The sequence below is a fragment of the Sphaerochaeta associata genome, assembly GCF_022869165.1.
Classification (GTDB): domain Bacteria; phylum Spirochaetota; class Spirochaetia; order Sphaerochaetales; family Sphaerochaetaceae; genus Sphaerochaeta; species Sphaerochaeta associata.
In genome coordinates this window covers 1,506,376-1,524,237 of record NZ_CP094929.1, presented here as the reverse complement: position 1 = coordinate 1,524,237, position 17,862 = coordinate 1,506,376, and the positions used below count along the sequence as shown (strand labels likewise).

Here is a 17,862-nt window from a genome sequence, read left to right as displayed (position 1 = left end):
TTTTTTCCCACTTGTACCCAATAATGTACACTCCTTACCACCAGAGTACAACCAACCAATTCCATGTTTCACCTTCCAAACACAACAATATCAACCTGCATTGCTTAACAGGTGTAAGCCTTATCCTACAAGAACACAGGGAAAACAGCGCATAAAAGAACCCTTCCCGGTGCGGGAAGGGCTGAATGGAAAGGCACAAGGTACTTATCTGTCGGGATTGAAAATATTGTAATCCATGTCGCTGAATATAATGTCGCGCTTCTCAGCCTTCACCAACCATTCGGTGTTGACGGCGTTCTTGCACATATTTCCATAGACGACATTGAAATTCCTCAGGTGATCACGTACCCGTTTCTGAGCATACTCGGTGCTGCTCTTGTTGAACAGGATGAACGGCCAGTCGCTTGCCATGGCAAGCAGGACCTCCCTTGCAGCCTGATTGAGGAACCGCTGCTTGAGGCTGATCTGATCGTTGAACCTGACCGCCAGCTCCTCCATCCGCTCGATTGCCTTGTGAATGTGCCTATAGGTCCAGGCATTTGATCCGTCAAGCCACACTGCGCTGTATCCTCCCTGACCCCAGGAAGAGAAAGCCGGCCGGACCGTCTGGAGATCGGCCCCTTCCCTGGATAGGAAAAGCGATGGAGTGACCAAGGAAATCTCTTCACCCTGGACGGCTGCAAGACGGATGACCTGTTCAAGCCAGTCGATTCCTTCGAACCACCAGTGCCCGAACAGTTCGGCATCGTAGGCAAGGGTGTAAAGCGGCTCTGCATCCATGGCAGCAGAGAGCTGCCGACCTTTCTTTTTCAGATTGTAGATGAAATTGCGTGCATGCTCGACTACTTTCTTCTGTGCTTCAGAGCGCTGATAGGGCACCTTCTGGTCGGTATGACCTGTGATGGCCCAGTACTTGTAGCCGGTGAATACACGTACCGCCGGCTCATGAATATACGGCTTGATATACTCCATCGGCAAATCGTAGCCGATGTCGCGATAGAACTCACGGTAGGTTTTATCAGCCGGATACCCGCTGGTGTTCGACCAGACCAAGCTGGTTCCTTGGAAATCCCTGGGGAAGGCCGCCACACCGTTGGGACAGCGTACCGGACGGTAATCACCGTACTGAACCTTGTCCGGGGAGAGCAACATGCTCTGACTCGCTGTCTGGAACCAGGAGATGCCATGGTACTTTAGGTTCTCCTCAAGGCCCGGATAATAGCCGCACTCGGGCAGCCAGAATCCCTTGGGAAGGTGTCCGAAGGTGGTGAGGAACGACTGGACTCCCAGCTCGATCTGAGCATTGATGGCCGTCGGATACTCCTTGTAGAGCGGCAGGTATGCATGGGTTGCAGCGGTGGTGATCAATTCCAGATGCCCGCTGCTCTCCAATGCCTTGAAGCCATCGAGGATGTTGGTGCGGTAGATGTCCTGATAATCGGAGAGGTTGCGCTTGGCCTGGTCGAGGTAGAACCGGGCCATTTCCAGGAATTCCGGTTGTTCCTTGCCGCAACGCTCGACTTCCTTCTCTCCAAGCTCGATGAGCCGTTCCAGATACTGCACGAACCGTTCCTGCAGAACAGGGTCGACAAGCATGCAGCAAAGCGTCGGGGAAAGACTGATGGTAAACTTGAAGGGAATCTTCTCCGCCTTGAGCTTGTTGAACATTCTCAGCAGGGGGAGGTAACTCTCGCTGATGGACTCGAACAACCAGTCTTCCTCAAGGAAGCGGGGGTATTCAGGATGACGTACGAACGGAAGGTGGGCATTCAGGATGAATGCTACGGAATTAACGGGCATTACAGCACCCCCTTGCTCAAGACTTGAGCGATATCACGAAGCACTGCATTGTCTACAATCTCCCCTTCCTTGGTCACCAGCGACGAGAAGTGAATGGTAAACAGGTCTTCGTCCAGAGCAAGTTGTTCTACATTGTTCTGCCAGTAGGAAGGATATGTCTCAACGCTTTTGCTCTGAGCCAGGGACATCTCGTTGCCTTTTTGGTCTCGGTAACACAAGTCCACCAGATAGGATGATCCCATGTTCGGCAGATTGATATTCCACTGGGAATCCTCGCCTTTGATGCTGATGTCAAAGGTCTTGATCTCTTTGGTGTCCAGCTGTGTTTCCTGCACCCGTAGGAACAGCGATCCATTCAGCTCCCCTTCCTCACCGAACACCGTGTGCAGGGCCGACGGGGAGAGCGACCAGTAGGCGTACGCCCATTGGGGGTCGCGCAACAACAGATGGATTGATGTATCGAAATAACTCTCCGGAAGCTCCTCAACCCCGGGCAGCCCATTGATGTGCTGCAAGGTACCCCGGTAATCGGTAAGGGAGTTGCAATATCGGTTTCGGTTGATCTTACCCTTCAAGACTGCAGGTATTTCATCATCCTGATCTTCGAAAGCCTCCTCAAGGGCATCGATGAGCTCTTCACGATCAAGTGACTGCCAGGTAGCAAGGCCCTCTTGTTGGGCGATGTACTGCAGCTCGGTAGTAGACAAGGAATCAATATTGATGAGAATCATGCTTACTCCCGCAACGCATCCAGACGGATGTTCTTTCTCTCAATCGTAAAAGAATCAATCGTCTTAGTCAACAGCGTGCAGTACAAGGCCTTAGCTGAAGAGCGTGAGCAAGGCTATGTCCACCATGGCATTGAATGTACTCTGGCGCTCCTTTGGATTTACCTGTTCGCCGGTAAGCAGGGAGTCGCTGACAGTCAGCAGCGTCAAAGCCTCGACGCCTTTGAGATGGGCCAGCGTGTAGAGCTCGCACGTCTCCATATCGATGGCCATCGTCCCCACCGATTGCGCAATCTGTTTCTTTTGATCGCCGTGCATGTCGTAAAACTGGTCGCTGGTGAACACATTCCCTACCGCAAAACCGATACCGGCGGCCTTTGCATGTTCGTAGGCCCTGTGCAATAGTTCAAAGGAAGCCGTTGGAGCATACTGATAGGAACCGAAACGACTGGTATTCATGGCGCTGTCGCAATCAGCCGCCTGGGCGATCAGGATATCCTTGAGCTTAAGCTTTTCGCTCATGGTCCCGCAGGTTCCCACACGAACAAGGCGTTTGGCCCCATACGAGTCGATCAGTTCATTGGCGTAGATGGAGAAAGACGGCATCCCCATCCCGGTTCCTTGCACAGAAACCCGGTGGCCCTGCCAATAGCCGGTATATCCGAACATTCCTCGAATTTCATTGTATTGGGTGACATCGGTCAAATAGGTTTGTGCAATATGTCGTGCCCGCAGCGGATCGCCGGGCAGCAGCACGGTAGGGGCGATGCTTTTTGTATCTGCAACAATATGAATGCTCATAAGCTCCTCCTACCATATTCTCGACCAGAAAGGAGTAAAGTGCAAGATGCATCTATTATCGATTTGTTCGCTATGATATACTTCACCCTGCGATATGAAAACAATGCAACAAGAGAAGACCTCACTTATTCTGCATGGGCACTTTTATCAGCCCCCGAGAGAGAATCCCCAGACTGGAATTATTGGAAAGCAGCTCTCTGCCGGCCCGTATCCTGATTGGAATGAACGGATTCATGCTGATTGCTACAGCGCAAACAGCCACTCCCGTTATCTTTCGGCATTCCGCAGAATATTGAGCATGACCAATAACTATGAGTACCTGAGCTTCAACTTCGGCCCCACCCTGCTCTCATGGATGCAAAAAGAACATCCTGAGACATACAACCTGATTCTTGAGGCCGACCGCCACAGTGTAGAAAGGCTTGGTTACGGCAATGCCATCGCCCAGGCTTTCAACCACTCCATCCTTCCTCTCTGCACCAAAGAGGATGCAAGAACACAAATCCTATGGGGGTTGGATGATTTCAGCCGACGATTCGGAAGGGATGCCAAGGGACTCTGGCTGTCTGAAACAGCCATCAATCCCATGGTCGTAGATCTGCTTGCAGAGAGCGGAGTCAGCTTTGTCATCCTCTCTCCCTGGCAGTGCCGTGCCATTTCCAAGGATGAATCCAGCATCCAGGAATTGAACGGAAACCCCGCCCCGTATGACAGGCCCTTCCTGTTGCAGGGAAAAACCGGAAAGTCCATCAATGCTTTCTTTTACAACCACCGGATGGCTGAAGGAATCAGTTTCGGTCACTTCCTCCGGGATGCAGACCAGTTGTATGATCGGCTGCTTGCCATCAAGAATGCAGATAAGGCACAGCTCATCCACACGGCCACCGACGGTGAGATTTACGGCCATCACGAGCCGTATGGTGACATGGCTCTGGCAGCCCTCATCAAGAAAGTAGAGGACCGTGATGATTTCACGTTCACCAACTATGCAGCCCATCTGGCAACCCATCCGGCAACCGAATGGGCCCATCTGCACGAAGGAGAAGAGGAGAAGGGAACCAGTTGGTCCTGCTCGCACGGAGTCAGCCGCTGGTACCGTGACTGTGGATGCCACACCGGTGGCGACGAGAGTTGGAACCAAAAGTGGAGAACTCCGCTGCGCAAGGCGTTTGACAACCTCAGCCGCAATATAGACGTCATTTTCAATGCTGAAGTCAAGCGCCTGCTAGGCCCCAAATCCGAGCCTCTTTCGCTTTTGCATGCATTTGCCCCGGTCGCTTCCGAACAAATGGACATGGATTCCTTCCTGACACAATACACCGACGATCATCAGGTAATGGAGCAATTGGCGCAGTTGTTGCTGGCACAGAAGTACAAACACTTTGCCTACACAAGCTGCGGATGGTTCTTCAACGATCTTGCCGGTCTTGAGCCCAGGCAGAACATCACCTACGCCCTGATGGCGGTCCAGCTCTGTCAGCGATTCTCCGGTGATGAGCTGATGCTCAACCTGCTGGACGATCTGGGCAAGGCAAAGGCAAACCGGAAGCAGGACGGCAACGGCCAAACCATCGCAATGGAGAGCCTGCAACTGCTCAGAGGTGAAGTCGAGGCCGCCCTGTACTTTACCTTGAATCGCCGAATCGCCAACACCATCGACCACAAGACAACCTATGGCTACTTCCAACTTGAGTCCTATACCCTGAACAGCGACAACAGTGTCAGCCTGGTTTTGCTTAACAAGCAATCACTGGTACGCTATGAGTGTGCAGCCGTCGATCTGCATCCTGACACCATGCAACTGGAGTACTCGATTACAATCCAAGGTTCGAGCGTTACCGAAGTCCAAACCTACTATCTGGATCATGAGGACATCGATTTGAGAATGCGCGATGAGTTGTTCGACCAAATCGACCGAACCGTCTGCACGATCGACCAAAGCCAGATCAAACAACTTTCCAAGAATCTGTACCACTATGCAAGCCTGGCCACAAACATTCCCTATCTGCCGATGGGTTCCCTGTATCAGGAGCTGATCGGCTCGTCCTTGCAGGCGATTAAAAATCTCTTCATGTTCGGAACGCTGGCAATGTGGGATGAATTCAAGAAGGATTTCATCCTGATGCTCGATTTCTTTGTGAAGTATGGGAAACAACCCGATCTCGAATTGATCAAGAGCATTTTCGACAATGAGATGGGTTCGATGGCGGAGAAAATCCAGAGCTACGGCTTGTACGATCAAAACAGTCGGTTCGTCCTGGAATTTCTTGGCATCATCCGCGAGCGTGGATTCCAACCCGATCTGACGGCCATCCAGGATGCAGTATATCCGTATGTAAGCATGCTCAAGCCGCTGCCGGAGTCAACCGATGTCGATTTGATCAATGCGTTGGGTAACGTATTGAACTTCGATATCACGATTACAGGGATGTAATCAAAGCCGATAGCTCGGGCTTTTCATTGAGCACCCTCGCTGCATAGGAACACAGGGGGACGATGGATCGTCCCTCTTTCTGCGCCTGCTCGACTACAAGCATCACCAGGATGCGTGCTATACCCTGCCCTCTGAGCTCAGTCGAAACGTAGGTGTGATCGATTATGATCTTATCACTGCCCGATCTCCGGGCCACCACGCGTGCCACCGGAGGCTTTCCATAGGCAAACCCATTCTCGGTTTGGTAATACTCCATACTCAGTTTCCTTTCTCCAAAAGTTTTCGTGCATGCCCCAGGCTCTCCTGACTGGTATCATCACCACTGAGCATGCGGGCAATTTCCTTTTGCCGCTCGCCGTCGGCGACCGCTGTGATGGTTGAGTAACTCATCCCGTTGCGGATGTCCTTGCTCACCACCAGATGGTGATCGGCCTTGCTTGCAATGGAAGCGAGGTGGGTGATGACAATGACTTGGTGCGTCGATGCCAGCTTCTTTAGCTGCTCAGCCACCGACAGTGCCACACTACCCCCGATTCCGGCATCCACCTCGTCAAAAATCAAGGTGGGTACGGCATCACTTTGGGCAAGGGATGTCTTGACCGCGAGCATGATACGGCTCAGTTCCCCTCCGCTTGCAACATCCTTGATCGAACGCATCTCAAGACCGGGGTTTGCACAAATCTGAAAACTGACCTCATCGATTCCGTTTGAAGTCGGGCTTGTTTGGCTGAAGGCAATAGCAAATACGGCTTCCTTCATTCCCAAGGTTCGTAGCTTGGTTTCCACTTCACGGGAAAGCAGCAATGCAGTTTTTTTGCGCTTGTCCTGAAGAAGAAGGGCTTCTTGCATAAGTTTCTCATAGGCAAGTTTTATCTGCTTCTCCAACTTGCTCAACACAATTTCCCCTTGTTCTGACAAGGAGAGTTTCTCCTTGCTCTGCTTAAGGAAGGAGTGTACAGCTTCCAGATTCGGACCGTATTTCTTTTTCAACCGTTGCAGTTGGGCGAGGCGGCTCTGCAGGCGGTCCAGCTCGGCCTCGCTGTAGGTCATACCGTTAAGGTAGTCGCGAACACTTTCATAGATGTCCTCGATTTCTATGGATGCACTCTCCAGTCGTTCCCCAAGGACTTGCAACGAGGAATCGGCCTTGCTTGCAAGTGCGAGCTGGGTTTTCACTTGATACAGGGACGCGATCGTGCTCAGCCCTTGTTCATTTCCGTGCAACAGCGAGACGGCCTGGCTCAGGACCTCATGGATGTGCTCGAATGAGGCGATGAGCTGCACTTGGCTGGCGATTTCCTCATCCTCTGCAGGCTTTGGGTTGATTTTCTCTATCTCATCGACGGCATAACCGAGGTAGTCCAATTCACGTTTTGCAGCCTCCACCTGAGCTTTCGTGCTCTCAAGTTCGGATTTCAGGTTCTGGTACTGTTCATACGCGCGTTTGTAGGCCGCCTTTTCAGCCTCACAAGAGCCGAAGGCATCCAGAACGGAAAGCTGATGTGAGGTGGATAAGAGACTTTGATGATCTCTTTGTGCACTGATGTCGAGCAACTCGCTGGTGATGAGGGAAAGCTCGGACCGGGTGGCAAGCCTTCCTTGGATTGAGATGGAGGAGCGGCCGTTGCTTTTGATGGTCCTGCTTACCACCAGGGTGTCGTCTTCCAGCTCCAGCTCCTCTTTTGCAAGGTAGGCCGCCAGATGGGCTCCCATCTGCTTTGCAATATGGAACGAGGCACTGACGGTGGCCGAATCGCAACCGCTTCTGATTGACTGCACCTCGGTTTTTTCTCCGAGCATCAACGACAAAGCTCCTAATATTATGGATTTACCGGCTCCGGTTTCACCGGTAATGACGCTGAATCCCTCGGGGAATTCGATGGCACTGTCTTCAATGAGTGCGTAGTGATGAATCTCTAGCCGTTCAAGCATGGAGGCCTCCTCCTGACCAATTCAGTTTATCACGGAGTACTTCTATGAAATTACGCCTTTCGCTTGTGACCAAGAGCGCCTTACTGCGTGACTTCTCCACTACTATCACGTCATCTTCCATCAATGGAAAGGTTTGCTGACCGTCCAGCGAAAGGACAAGGCCAGTTCGCTGCCCCTTGGGAATAGTCAGGGTTATCCTTGATTCTCCGCTGACAACCAACGGACGATTGGAAAGGGTAAAGGGACAGATGGGAGTGATGATAAGCGATGAGAGGTCGACATCGAGGATCGGCCCCCCGGCCGCCAAGCTGTAGCCGGTCGAGCCTGTGGGTGTCGCAATGATCATGCCGTCGGAGCGGAAGAAACCTGCATCGGTGTCGCCGATGCGAAGCGCCATGCTTATGACCTTGCTGATGCCGCTGGAGGATACCACCATCTCGTTCAGCCCATGGCCTGTAAAGACTTTGACACCGTCTCGAAGGACTGCAGTACGAATCATCAAACGCCTGCTGATGCAATTCTTCCCCGACAGATAGAACTCGATTGCCTCCTGCCACTCATCAACCGATATCTCGGTGATGAATCCGAACGTTCCCAGATTGATGGCAAGAATGGGAATACCGAGGTCCTGGAGATAACGGGCACAATAGAGGACTGTTCCATCACCGCCGAGGCAGATGACCAAATCGGTTCCATCCTGCACTTCAAGCGGTTCATTTTCAGCGTTGGTACGGAACACCTTGCTCGTAATACCCTTGCGGGCAAGGTATTCGGCGATGGTTTGCGAAAGTGAATGGGAAGCTGTTTTCCCCCAATTCGCTATGATCAGTACATGCCGTACAGGCCTCTCTTCCATGGTTGACTCCTTAGCTCAAGTGAGAAATGACTTTCATCAACAGTTCAACTTCGGACTGTTTGAGAAACGGATACAGGGGCAGGGTAATGGCTCTCAGATAGAGCGGTATGGCTTTTGGATAGAGGTCGAAGCGATCGTCAGCCTGTGCGGCAAGCGTATCGGTGAAGGTTTTCTTAGCCGATACCTGATACTTGTTGGCAAATTTTACGGCATCCTCGGGCCGACTGTCCAATGCTACGCAAAAACCGTACCCGTTGGGTTGGAAATCAATGTTTCCGATACCGAAAACCCGATGTGATGTCTTCAGCAGCGATTTTGCAAAAAGTGTATAGAGTTCACGACGTTTGACCAATTGCTCGGGCAATGTGGCAAGCTGAATCATACCCAGCGCTGCATTCATGTCAGGCAGTTCGATATACGGACGCAACTCTGATTCAAATGCTTTCACTGCTGCCTGATACGGTTCCTTGGTATACGCGAGAACGGCACCGCCTGCGGTGCTGACGATGCAATCCTCTTCAAAGGCACAGAGAATCAAGTCACCGTACGTACCTGCTTTTTGTTCTTCATACTCACTAGCCAGACTTTGTGTGATATCCTCGATGACGGGCACTCCCAGCTGCCTATAGTCACAAGAAACAGGAATTTGACACATGGGAAGGTGTACCAGCAAGACACTGCAACCCAACCCAACGAGCCTCTCGGCCTCGTTTTGGGAAAGACAGCCATGCTCGGCATCGATGTCTCCACATACAAGCTCATAGCCCAAAGATTCCACTACATATCGATACCAGGATGGAGAGAGTATGCTTACCCCTATCTTTGCGTTCAGCTCAAGCTTGCAAGCCTGCAAGGCACATCTAAGTCCATCGACATAGGAACGGAGGGCTATACCGCCTTTGGCACCGGTCATCTCACAAAATTGCTTGAGAAATGCATTCTTTCGTTCACCAGGACCTATGCGTTCATCAACCATGGTCTGTAAAACAGCATCCATGTCTTTTCGTCGCAGCGTAGGTTTATTGAAAGGAATCAGTGCCACAATTGCCTCCTCGGGCAAGTATATCCGTATTTGACTGCAATAGGAAGGCCAAAAAAAGGCCCTCCACAAAGGGAGGGTTGCAGAGGAGAAAAAAAGAAGGCCCGGCGGCTACCTACTCTCCCACGGCTAACCGTAGTACCATCGGCGTGAGGGTGCTTAACTTCCGTGTTCGGGATGGGAACGGGTGTGTCCACCCTGCTGTGGCCACCGGGCCGGCCAACGCCTGGGAGCACGGATGGATCCGTACGACCGGCCTTGGCAGCCCTGGGACTGGAAGGATGATATGGTCAAGCCTCTCGGATGATTAGTACCGGTGGGCTGAACGCGTTGCCGCGCTTGCACCCCCGGCCTATCGAACAGGTAGTCTCCCTGTTTCCTTACGCCCGCTTGTGCGGGTGGGATGTCTCATCTTGGGGAGGGCTTCCCGCTTAGATGCTTTCAGCGGTTATCCCTTCCGAACGTAGCTACCCGGCAGCTGCCGTTGGCACGACAACCGGTACACCAGAGGTTCGTCCACTTCGGTCCTCTCGTACTAAAAGCAGAACCCCTCAAACATCCAACGCCCATGGCAGATAGGGACCGAACTGTCTCACGACGTTCTGAACCCAGCTCGCGTACCGCTTTAATTGGCGAACAGCCAAACCCTTGGGACCTGCTCCAGCCCCAGGATGCGATGAGCCGACATCGAGGTGCCAAACCTTGCCGTCGATATGAACTCTTGGGCAAGATCAGCCTGTTATCCCCGGAGTACCTTTTATCCGTTAAGTGACGGCGCTTCCACTCGCTACCGCCAGATCACTAAGACCTACTTTCGTACCTGCTCGGCTTGTTTGCCTCGCAGTCAAGCCACCTTGTGCCTTTACACTTGCCGGATGATTCCCAACCATCCTAAGGTGACCTTCGCGCGCCTCCGTTACTCTTTAGGAGGCGACCGCCCCAGTCAAACTTCCCGCCTGGCACTGTCCCGCGACCGGATGACGGCCGCGGTTAGAAAATTGGACAGGCAAGGGTGGTATTTCACCGACGGCTCCTCGCAGGCTGACGCCCACGCCTCGCGGCCTCCCACCTATCCTACACATCCCTGCCCAAGTCTCCATGCCAAGTTGAAGTAAAGGTTCACGGGGTCTTTCCGTCTAACCACGGGTACCAGGCATCTTCACCTGGACTTCAATTTCACCGGATTTCGCGTTGAGACAGCGCCCATATCGTTACACCATTCGTGCGGGTCGGAACTTACCCGACAAGGAATTTCGCTACCTTAGGACCGTTATAGTTACGGCCGCCGTTTACTGGGGCTTGGATTCGCTGCTTCGATCGCTCTGACAACTCCTCTTGACCTTCCAGCACCGGGCAGGTGTCAGTCCATATACTTCCCGTTGCCGGTTCGCATGGACCTGTGTTTTTGGTAAACAGTCGCATGGGCCGTTTCTCTGCAACCCCCTCGCGGGGGCCATACTTATCCCGAAGTTACGTATGCATTTTGCCGAGTTCCTTAACGCGAATTCTTCCGTGCGCCTGTGCATTCTCAGCTCGCCCACCTGTGTCGGTTTGTAGTACGGTCCCCCAGGGCCGTTCCTTAGGGATTATTTCTCGGCACGACGACTACGCGCACTTCACCGCACCGTGGTGCGGCTCGCTCGCGGCTCGCCTCGGCCCCCGGATTTGCCTGGGGGCCTCGTCGGCTCGCCGTTTCGGCCGGGACTACCGTCGCCCGGCTGCGTTTCGCCCTATGCGTCATCCCATCGGAACCCTGGGAGGTGCGGGAATGTTGACCCGCTTCCCATCGGCTACGGCTCTCGCCCTCGCCTTAGGGGCCGACTGACCCTTGGGTAGATTGACTTTACCCTGGAAACCTTAGGCTTTCGGCGGACGGGGATCTCACCCGTCTTTTCGTTACTCATGCCTGCATTCTCTCTTCCGTCCCGTCCACGGGGGCTTGCGCCCCCGCTTCTTCCGTACACGGAATGCTCTCCTACCGACAGCATCACTGCTGTCCCGCGGCTTCGGTGGCGTGCTTAGCCCCGTTACATTATCGGCGCATGACTACTCGACCAGTGAGCTGTTACGCACTCTTTGAAGGGGTGGCTGCTTCTGAGCCAACCTCCTGGCTGTCTGTGCAATCATACTTCCTTTCCCACTCAGCACGCCTTGGGGACCTTAGCCGGCGGTCCGGGCTGTTTCCCTCTCGACGACGGCCCTTATCAGTCGCCGTCTGACTGCCGCACATTGTATCGCGGTATTCGGAGTTTGGTTAAGCTCGGTACCCAGTGACGGGCCCTCACCTATCCAGTGCTCTACCTCCGCGACAGTCCATGCGACGCTAGCCCTAAAGCTATTTCGGAGAGTACCAGCTATCTCCAAGTTTGTTTAGTCTTTCGCTCCGAGCCACAGCTCATCCCAACCCTTTTCAGCGGATTTAGGTTCGGCCCTCCACAGGATTTCACTCCTGCTTCAGCCTGGCCATGGCTAGATCACTTGGCTTCGGGTCTACCGCACGCGACTGAACGCCCTGTTCAGACTCGGTTTCCCTGCGGCTCCGGGACTCCCATCCCTTAACCTCGCCGCATACGGTAACTCGCAGGCTCATTCTACAAAAGGCACGCCATCACCCTCTCGGGCTCTGACCGCTTGCAGGTCCACGGTTTCAGGTTCTCTTTCACTCCCCTCCCGGGGTCCTTTTCACCTTTCCCTCACGGTACTATGCGCTATCGGTAGCTGCCGAGTATTTAGCCTTGGAGGGTGGTCCCCCCGGATTCCGGCAGGATTTCTCGTGTCCCGCCGTACTCAGGTAACGCGGCCATGCAGCCGCAAGCGTTTCGCGTACGGGGCTTTCACCCGCTCTGGCCGGCCTTCCCAGGTCCGTTCCGCTACGCTTGCGGTTTCTCACTGCACGGGGCAGGCCCCCGCCGCATCCCTACAACCCCGCGCACCCGAGGGCACGCGGTTTGGGCTCCTCCCCGTTCGCTCGCCGCTACTGGGGGAATCTCGTTTGATTTCTACTCCCGCTGGTACTTAGATGGTTCACTCCCCAGCGTATCTCCCATGCACGGTATTTTATTCGCGTGCATGTGCATGTCATCCAGACATACGGGTTACCCCATTCGGAAATCCGCGGATCTTCGGGTATTGGCCCCTTCCCGCGGCTTATCGCAGCTTATCGCGTCCTTCTTCGCCTGGCAGCTCCTAGGCATCCTCCGTGGACCCTTATTCACTTGACCATATCATTCTTCCAATCCCTGCGCTATGTTGACTTGCTCTATTCGCAAATGCTCTGTAAAAAAACAAGTTGCCAACGCAACTGAAAATGGGACTGATAAGACTTGAACTTATGACCTCGTGCTTATCAGGCACGCGCTCTAACCACCTGAGCTACAGTCCCGGTTAACAGAAATATCAGAGAAGAGAAGAGTTGATTGGAAGCTGAAGGGCGATTTGTTGCAGGACTTGCACCTGCTGGTCGACGACCGTTGACGGACGCGGCTGTGAGGGCCGCATCCAGCCTTTCTTCTCAGAAAGGAGGTGATCCAGCCGCACCTTCCGGTACGGCTACCTTGTTACGACTTCACCCCCCTCACCGGACGTACCTTCGGAACCGCCCCCCCTTGCGGGTTGGGCTGGCGACTTCGGGTACCCCCGACTCGGATGGTGTGACGGGCGGTGTGTACAAGGCCCGGGAACGTATTCACCGCGCCATGCTGATGCGCGATTACTAGCGATTCCAACTTCATGGAGTCGGGTTGCAGACTCCAATCCGTACTGGGACCGGCTTTAAGCGATTCGCTCCGCCTCGCGGCCTCGCTGCGCTCTGTACCGGCCATTGTAGCACGTGTGTAGCCCAGGACATAAGGGCCATGATGACTTGACGTCGTCCCCACCTTCCTCCGGTTTGTCACCGGCAGTTCCGCCTGAGTCCCCACCTTCACGTGGTGGCAACAGGCAGCAGGGGTTGCGCTCGTTGCGGGACTTAACCCAACACTTCACAGCACGAGCTGACGACAGCCATGCAGCACCTGTACGCCGGCCGCAAGCGGCACGCACCTTTCGATGCGCTTCCGGCGTATGTCAAGCCCTGGTAAGGTTCCTCGCGTACCATCGAATTAAACCACATGCTCCACCGCTTGTGCGGGCCCCCGTCAATTCCTTTGAGTTTCACCCTTGCGAGCATACTCCCCAGGCGGTGCACTTAATGCGTTAGCTACGGTACCGGGGGTCGACCCCCCGCCACCTGGTGCACATCGTTTACTGTGCGGACTACCAGGGTATCTAAACCTGTTTGCTCCCCGCACCTTCGCGTCTCAGCGTCAGTACATGGCCAGATGCCTGCCTTCGCCATTGGTGTTCTTCCAGATATCTACAGATTTCACCCCTACACCTGGAATTCCGGCATCCCCTCCTGTACTCAAGCCCTGCAGTTTCCAGCGCGTCCCCCCGGTTGGGCCGGGGTCTTTCACGCCGGACTTGCAGGACCGCCTGCACGCCCTTTACGCCCAATGATTCCGAACAACGCTCGCCCCCTACGTGTTACCGCGGCTGCTGGCACGTAGTTAGCCGGGGCTTATTCCGGGATTCACGTCATCCCGCGGCCATTCCCTGCCACGGTTGTTCCCCCTCCCGAAAAGAACTTTACAACCTCACGGCCTTCTTCGTTCACGCGGCGTCGCTCCGTCAGGCTTTCGCCCATTGCGGAAGATTCTTAGCTGCTGCCTCCCGTAGGAGTCTGGACCGTGTCTCAGTTCCAATGTGGCCGTCCACCCTCTCAGGCCGGCTACCCATCGTCGCCACGGTGGGCCGTTACCCCGCCGTCTAGCTAATGGGACGCAGACTCATCCCCCGGCGGCGCCGCAGCGCCTTTCCCGGATCCCGCCATCGCGGGTCCCGTCTCATCCGGTATTAATCCAGGTTTCCCTGGGCTATCCCGGGCCGGGGGGCAGATTGTCCACGTGTTACTCACCCGTCCGCCGCTCTAGGGGCCCGAAGGCCCTTGCCGCTCGACTTGCATGCTTAAAACGCGCCGCCAGCGTTCGTTCTGAGCCAGGATCAAACTCTCCGTCATAGGAATCCCGCACCCGAAGGTGCGGGCTGCTATACTTCAATAGTTCGCCCTGTCATTCCTCGCAAACGAACGTAGCTTTTCACTACTGTTCATCATTTCTTAGGTAATTGACTGGGAAGCCCCTTGCGGTTGCTTCCTTCTCTTTCTCTTTCCCTTCCCTAACGCTCGTTGTTTCATAAATCCAGGGTAAGCCGGCACCAGCCTGCTTCCCGCACCCCACTCTCTGAGGCGCTCGACCAACTTACCCGATTCGGGGCCCTTCAGTCAAGGGCTTTCCGCCCTTTTCTTCATTTTCCCTCCTCGGCGCCGCCGGCCGACAAGAAGGCACTATACGGGCTTTCAGACCTTCTGTCCAGTATTTATAGGAAAAAAGTGTTAAATCGCAAAACCTGCCGCATAAGAGCAATTCCTGTCACGTTTCTCTGCTTGCCCAAGGGAAGAATCAGCGATACGATGCATCGCAGGAGAGCCATCCATGGAACACGACATGAGCAGCGGTAAACCCGCTCGCTTGTTATTCTTCTTTATGCTGCCCATTCTCGGGGGGAATCTTTTCCAACAATTCTACTCAATGGTCGACACCTTCGTAGTCGGGAGGTATGTCGGCGTCGATGCCTTGGCGGCAGTAGGCGCAACAGGCTCCATGACCTTTCTCATCCTGGGCTTCGTCGTCGGTCTTACCGCCGGATTCTCCGTCATCATCAGCCAGAAGTTTGGAGCAAAGGACCCTTCAAGCATGCGCAAAGCCGTCGCAATGAGCATACTCAGTGCCTGCTTTCTCTCCATCGTCGTCTCTACGATTGCCATACTGACGGCAAGGCCTCTTCTGCTTATGCTCAAGACTCCGCACAACATCATCGACGATTCGCTCTCCTACCTGCTTATTATCTATACAGGCATCGTAGCCACCATCTACTACAACCTGCTTGCTGCAATTCTCAGAGCGCTTGGTGACAGCCGTTCTCCTTTATATTTCCTTTTGATAGCATCGGCGCTCAATATTGCAGGAGACCTGATCGCCGTCGTCAACTTGGGAATGGGAGTGAAAGGCGTTGCATTGGCCACCGTTCTCAGCCAGACAATCTCAGCATTGCTGTGTCTTCTCTATATCTATAAACGGTATCCGAGCCTGCATCTGTCCAAGCAGGATTGGAACATCGAATGGCCCATGATCAGCAGATTGCTGAGAATAGGATTGCCCAGTGCATTACAGTTCTCTGTATGCGCCATCGGGGTAATGATCGTGCAATCGGTAATCAACCAGAGCGGAAGCAACACGGTTGCAGCGTACTCGGTGGGTGTGAGAATCGAGCAATTGGTCACCCAGCCTTTGGTAACCCTGGGTCTTGCCATGGCAACGTTCAGCGCCCAGAACCTTGGCTCGGGTCACCTTGAACGTGTACGACAAGGGGTGCGTAGTGCTGTTCTCTTATGTATTCTTTTCAGTGCAATAGCCTTGGCGTTGATATTCCTCTTTGGCAGGCAGCTCGCACTCCTCTTCATTGACCAGTCAGAGCAGCAGGTTATCGGGCAAACAGTCCAATACCTGCATATCATCTCCTATTTCTTCATACCTCTCGGGCTGATCTTCGTTTTTCGCAATACATCCCAAGGCTTGGGATCCGGACTCATACCCATGCTCTCTTCCATTCAGGAACTCATTTTCCGTGCATTGGTGGCCCTTACACTCCCCTCGGTGCTTGGATATGTCGGCATTTGTCTCTCCAGCCCCATAGCATGGATGGCGGCCGCCCTGCTTTTGCTGGCGGCGTATAAACTCCAATACAGAAGAATTTCCCGTCTCTTGAAGCAATAGAGCAGTCCCCATCCCTTACAGGGCATGCTGATCTATGGATATCAAAGCAACGGCTATCGAGGCGGACTCGTCCCCATTGAACTGGCCAAAAGCAATCATGAACTGACCATCCTGGGACTCTCATCTGCAAAACAGCGAGATCTTAAGGTATTGTTGCGCTCATTCCTCCCCTCGTTGCCCAAGGCAACAGTACAGCTGCCGCATCTGAGCACCATTGAAGAGATGGCTGCTCCGCTCGCCCTTGCTCTACTCGCATATGAGAAACACATTCTTGAGCTGCAAGCACCGTCGGTACTTTGTTTCGGTCCATTGGGACTGGGCGGCGTACTCAAGGCTACGCCGTCGCTACGGGACATTCCATCACTTTGCAAGCGGCAGGGTATCGGCTTGGTACTGATAGGTCGCAGCACACAGCTGCCCGATGCAATCGAAGGCATACAGTTCCATGAGTGCGACACGCTTGATGAAGCAGGTTCCCACCTTTGCAAATACTGCGTCCTGCATCAAGGAGAGCAGATGCACTTCAGTGAAACCGATGATGCCACAGAGACTCGTGACGACCCCTTCGTAAACATCATCGGCCTGAAACAAGCCAAACAAGCCCTCATATATGCCGCCGCCGGCAACCTGCCGATTCTCCTCTACGGTCCTCCTGGAGCGGGTAAAAGCCTTCTACTCAGCCGTATCGCATCTCTGCTTCCTTCGCCCGGCAGTGAAATCAAACAGGAACTATCGGCTCTGCATGGTCACCGCATAGAAAGAAGACCTTCTTTTTCCATTGATGTGGGGATGAGGCAAGCCGATTTGTACAGGGGCATCATTCCCTCGCTTTGCAAAGCACACGAGGGGGTGCTCATCGTAGACGAATTATCCCATCAAAAGCCCAATATCCGCACTACACTCACATCGGTGATGGATGTTCAAGCTTTCGGCGGCTATCCTCTGCGCACCTTGGTCGCCAGCGCCACCAATGCATGTCCTTGTGCAAACCTTGGTTCTTTGGACAGGATATGCCGTTGCAGTGAACTGCAAATCGACGCATTCTGGGCGAAGCTCGGGCACCCTCTCATCGACCGTTTTGCCATAGCCATCGCCGTGACCAGTGAAAATCTGTTGACCAGCGAAGTCACCACGACATCCATAGACAACGAACGAATCGAAACAGTACGGGCTCTCCATATGCATCGAAGCGAACAGGAGATCCTGGGACTGCTGCCGCTGTACACCAAGGTTGCAGGCTCGACCCAACAAAGTTTCAGACGCTCGTACCTGTGTTGTAAAGTGGCGAGAACCATAGCGGATTTTGAAGGAAAAGAGTCGGTGACACAAGCAATTATGGAAGAAGCCATGCAACTCTACCTCCTCCCAGAGGACCGGCATTATCACTAGAAAGCTCTTCA

At 53.8% G+C, this 17,862-nt stretch carries 10 protein-coding genes, 1 tRNA gene and 3 rRNA genes; 3 read left to right on the top strand and 11 right to left on the bottom strand.

Features of this window, described 5'->3' with window-relative positions; translation table 11 throughout:
• Nucleotides 1-204 precede the first annotated feature (204 nt).
• The 3 genes from MUG09_RS07040 to deoD all read right to left on the bottom strand — a co-directional run bounded on the left by MUG09_RS07040 (nt 205) and on the right by deoD (nt 3,329).
• A complete protein-coding gene (locus MUG09_RS07040) occupies nt 205-1,800 on the bottom strand; it encodes a glycoside hydrolase family 57 protein (RefSeq protein WP_244774883.1) in 1,596 nt (531 codons plus the stop codon).
• On the bottom strand, nt 1,800-2,531 hold the full coding sequence (locus MUG09_RS07035; RefSeq protein WP_244774882.1) for a DUF4912 domain-containing protein: 732 nt from the start codon (nt 2,529-2,531) through the stop codon (nt 1,800-1,802). The genes MUG09_RS07040 and MUG09_RS07035 overlap by 1 nt, the downstream gene beginning before the upstream one ends.
• A 90-nt stretch (nt 2,532-2,621) precedes the next feature.
• Complete coding sequence (deoD, locus tag MUG09_RS07030) at nt 2,622-3,329, bottom strand: purine-nucleoside phosphorylase (RefSeq protein WP_244774881.1); 708 nt, start codon at nt 3,327-3,329, stop codon at nt 2,622-2,624.
• Nucleotides 3,330-3,423: 94 nt separating this feature from the next.
• On the opposite strand from deoD, the gene MUG09_RS07025 reads away from it, so the two are divergent.
• Complete coding sequence (locus MUG09_RS07025; protein ID WP_244774880.1) at nt 3,424-5,763, top strand: DUF3536 domain-containing protein; 2,340 nt, start codon at nt 3,424-3,426, stop codon at nt 5,761-5,763.
• On the opposite strand, the gene MUG09_RS07020 is transcribed toward MUG09_RS07025, so the two are convergent.
• From MUG09_RS07020 to MUG09_RS06985, 8 genes are all read right to left on the bottom strand, one after another.
• On the bottom strand, nt 5,750-6,019 hold the full coding sequence (locus tag MUG09_RS07020) for a GNAT family N-acetyltransferase (RefSeq protein ID WP_244774879.1): 270 nt from the start codon (nt 6,017-6,019) through the stop codon (nt 5,750-5,752). The two genes, MUG09_RS07025 and MUG09_RS07020, sit on opposite strands and share 14 nt — an antisense overlap.
• A gap of 2 nt (nt 6,020-6,021) precedes the next feature.
• The gene (recN, locus tag MUG09_RS07015; RefSeq protein WP_244774878.1) at nt 6,022-7,695 is read right to left on the bottom strand and encodes a DNA repair protein RecN; all 1,674 of its coding nucleotides are present in this window, start codon (nt 7,693-7,695) and stop codon (nt 6,022-6,024) included.
• Nucleotides 7,688-8,551: an NAD(+)/NADH kinase gene (locus tag MUG09_RS07010; RefSeq protein WP_244774877.1), complete on the bottom strand. Its 864-nt coding sequence runs from the start codon at nt 8,549-8,551 to the stop codon at nt 7,688-7,690. Before MUG09_RS07010 ends, recN begins: the two co-directional genes overlap by 8 nt.
• A 10-nt stretch (nt 8,552-8,561) precedes the next feature.
• Entirely contained in the window at nt 8,562-9,593 is a 1,032-nt protein-coding gene (locus MUG09_RS07005) for a DegT/DnrJ/EryC1/StrS family aminotransferase (RefSeq protein WP_244774875.1), read from the bottom strand.
• Nucleotides 9,594-9,692: 99 nt separating this feature from the next.
• Nucleotides 9,693-9,805, bottom strand: a 5S ribosomal RNA gene (rrf, locus tag MUG09_RS07000).
• A gap of 71 nt (nt 9,806-9,876) precedes the next feature.
• A 23S ribosomal RNA gene (locus MUG09_RS06995) occupies nt 9,877-12,811 on the bottom strand.
• A gap of 87 nt (nt 12,812-12,898) precedes the next feature.
• A tRNA-Ile gene (locus MUG09_RS06990) sits at nt 12,899-12,972 on the bottom strand.
• A gap of 133 nt (nt 12,973-13,105) precedes the next feature.
• A 16S ribosomal RNA gene (locus tag MUG09_RS06985) occupies nt 13,106-14,646 on the bottom strand.
• The 16S, 23S and 5S rRNA genes sit together here with 1 tRNA gene alongside, the layout of an rRNA operon.
• Nucleotides 14,647-15,121: 475 nt before the next feature.
• On the opposite strand from MUG09_RS06985, the gene MUG09_RS06980 reads away from it, so the two are divergent.
• Both MUG09_RS06980 and MUG09_RS06975 read left to right on the top strand, forming a co-directional pair.
• Complete coding sequence (locus MUG09_RS06980) at nt 15,122-16,462, top strand: MATE family efflux transporter (RefSeq protein WP_244774872.1); 1,341 nt, start codon at nt 15,122-15,124, stop codon at nt 16,460-16,462.
• Between the two features lie 24 nt (nt 16,463-16,486).
• Nucleotides 16,487-17,851 carry an ATP-binding protein gene (locus MUG09_RS06975; RefSeq protein ID WP_244774870.1) on the top strand — a complete coding sequence of 455 codons (1,365 nt, stop codon included), beginning with the start codon at nt 16,487-16,489 and terminating at the stop codon, nt 17,849-17,851.
• The last annotated feature ends 11 nt before the right edge of the window (nt 17,852-17,862 follow it).

Bases quoted from the DNA above. Each gene is read 5' to 3' on its own strand.
- MUG09_RS07040 (WP_244774883.1), bottom strand. From the start codon at position 1,800: ATGCCCGTTAATTCCGTAGCATTCATCCTGAATGCCCACCTTCCGTTC.
- MUG09_RS07035 (WP_244774882.1), bottom strand. From the start codon at position 2,531: ATGATTCTCATCAATATTGATTCCTTGTCTACTACCGAGCTGCAGTAC.
- deoD (WP_244774881.1), bottom strand. From the start codon at position 3,329: ATGAGCATTCATATTGTTGCAGATACAAAAAGCATCGCCCCTACCGTG.
- MUG09_RS07025 (WP_244774880.1), top strand. From the start codon at position 3,424: ATGAAAACAATGCAACAAGAGAAGACCTCACTTATTCTGCATGGGCAC.
- MUG09_RS07020 (WP_244774879.1), bottom strand. From the start codon at position 6,019: ATGGAGTATTACCAAACCGAGAATGGGTTTGCCTATGGAAAGCCTCCG.
- recN (WP_244774878.1), bottom strand. From the start codon at position 7,695: ATGCTTGAACGGCTAGAGATTCATCACTACGCACTCATTGAAGACAGT.
- MUG09_RS07010 (WP_244774877.1), bottom strand. From the start codon at position 8,551: ATGGAAGAGAGGCCTGTACGGCATGTACTGATCATAGCGAATTGGGGG.
- MUG09_RS06980 (WP_244774872.1), top strand. From the start codon at position 15,122: ATGGAACACGACATGAGCAGCGGTAAACCCGCTCGCTTGTTATTCTTC.
- MUG09_RS06975 (WP_244774870.1), top strand. From the start codon at position 16,487: ATGCTGATCTATGGATATCAAAGCAACGGCTATCGAGGCGGACTCGTC.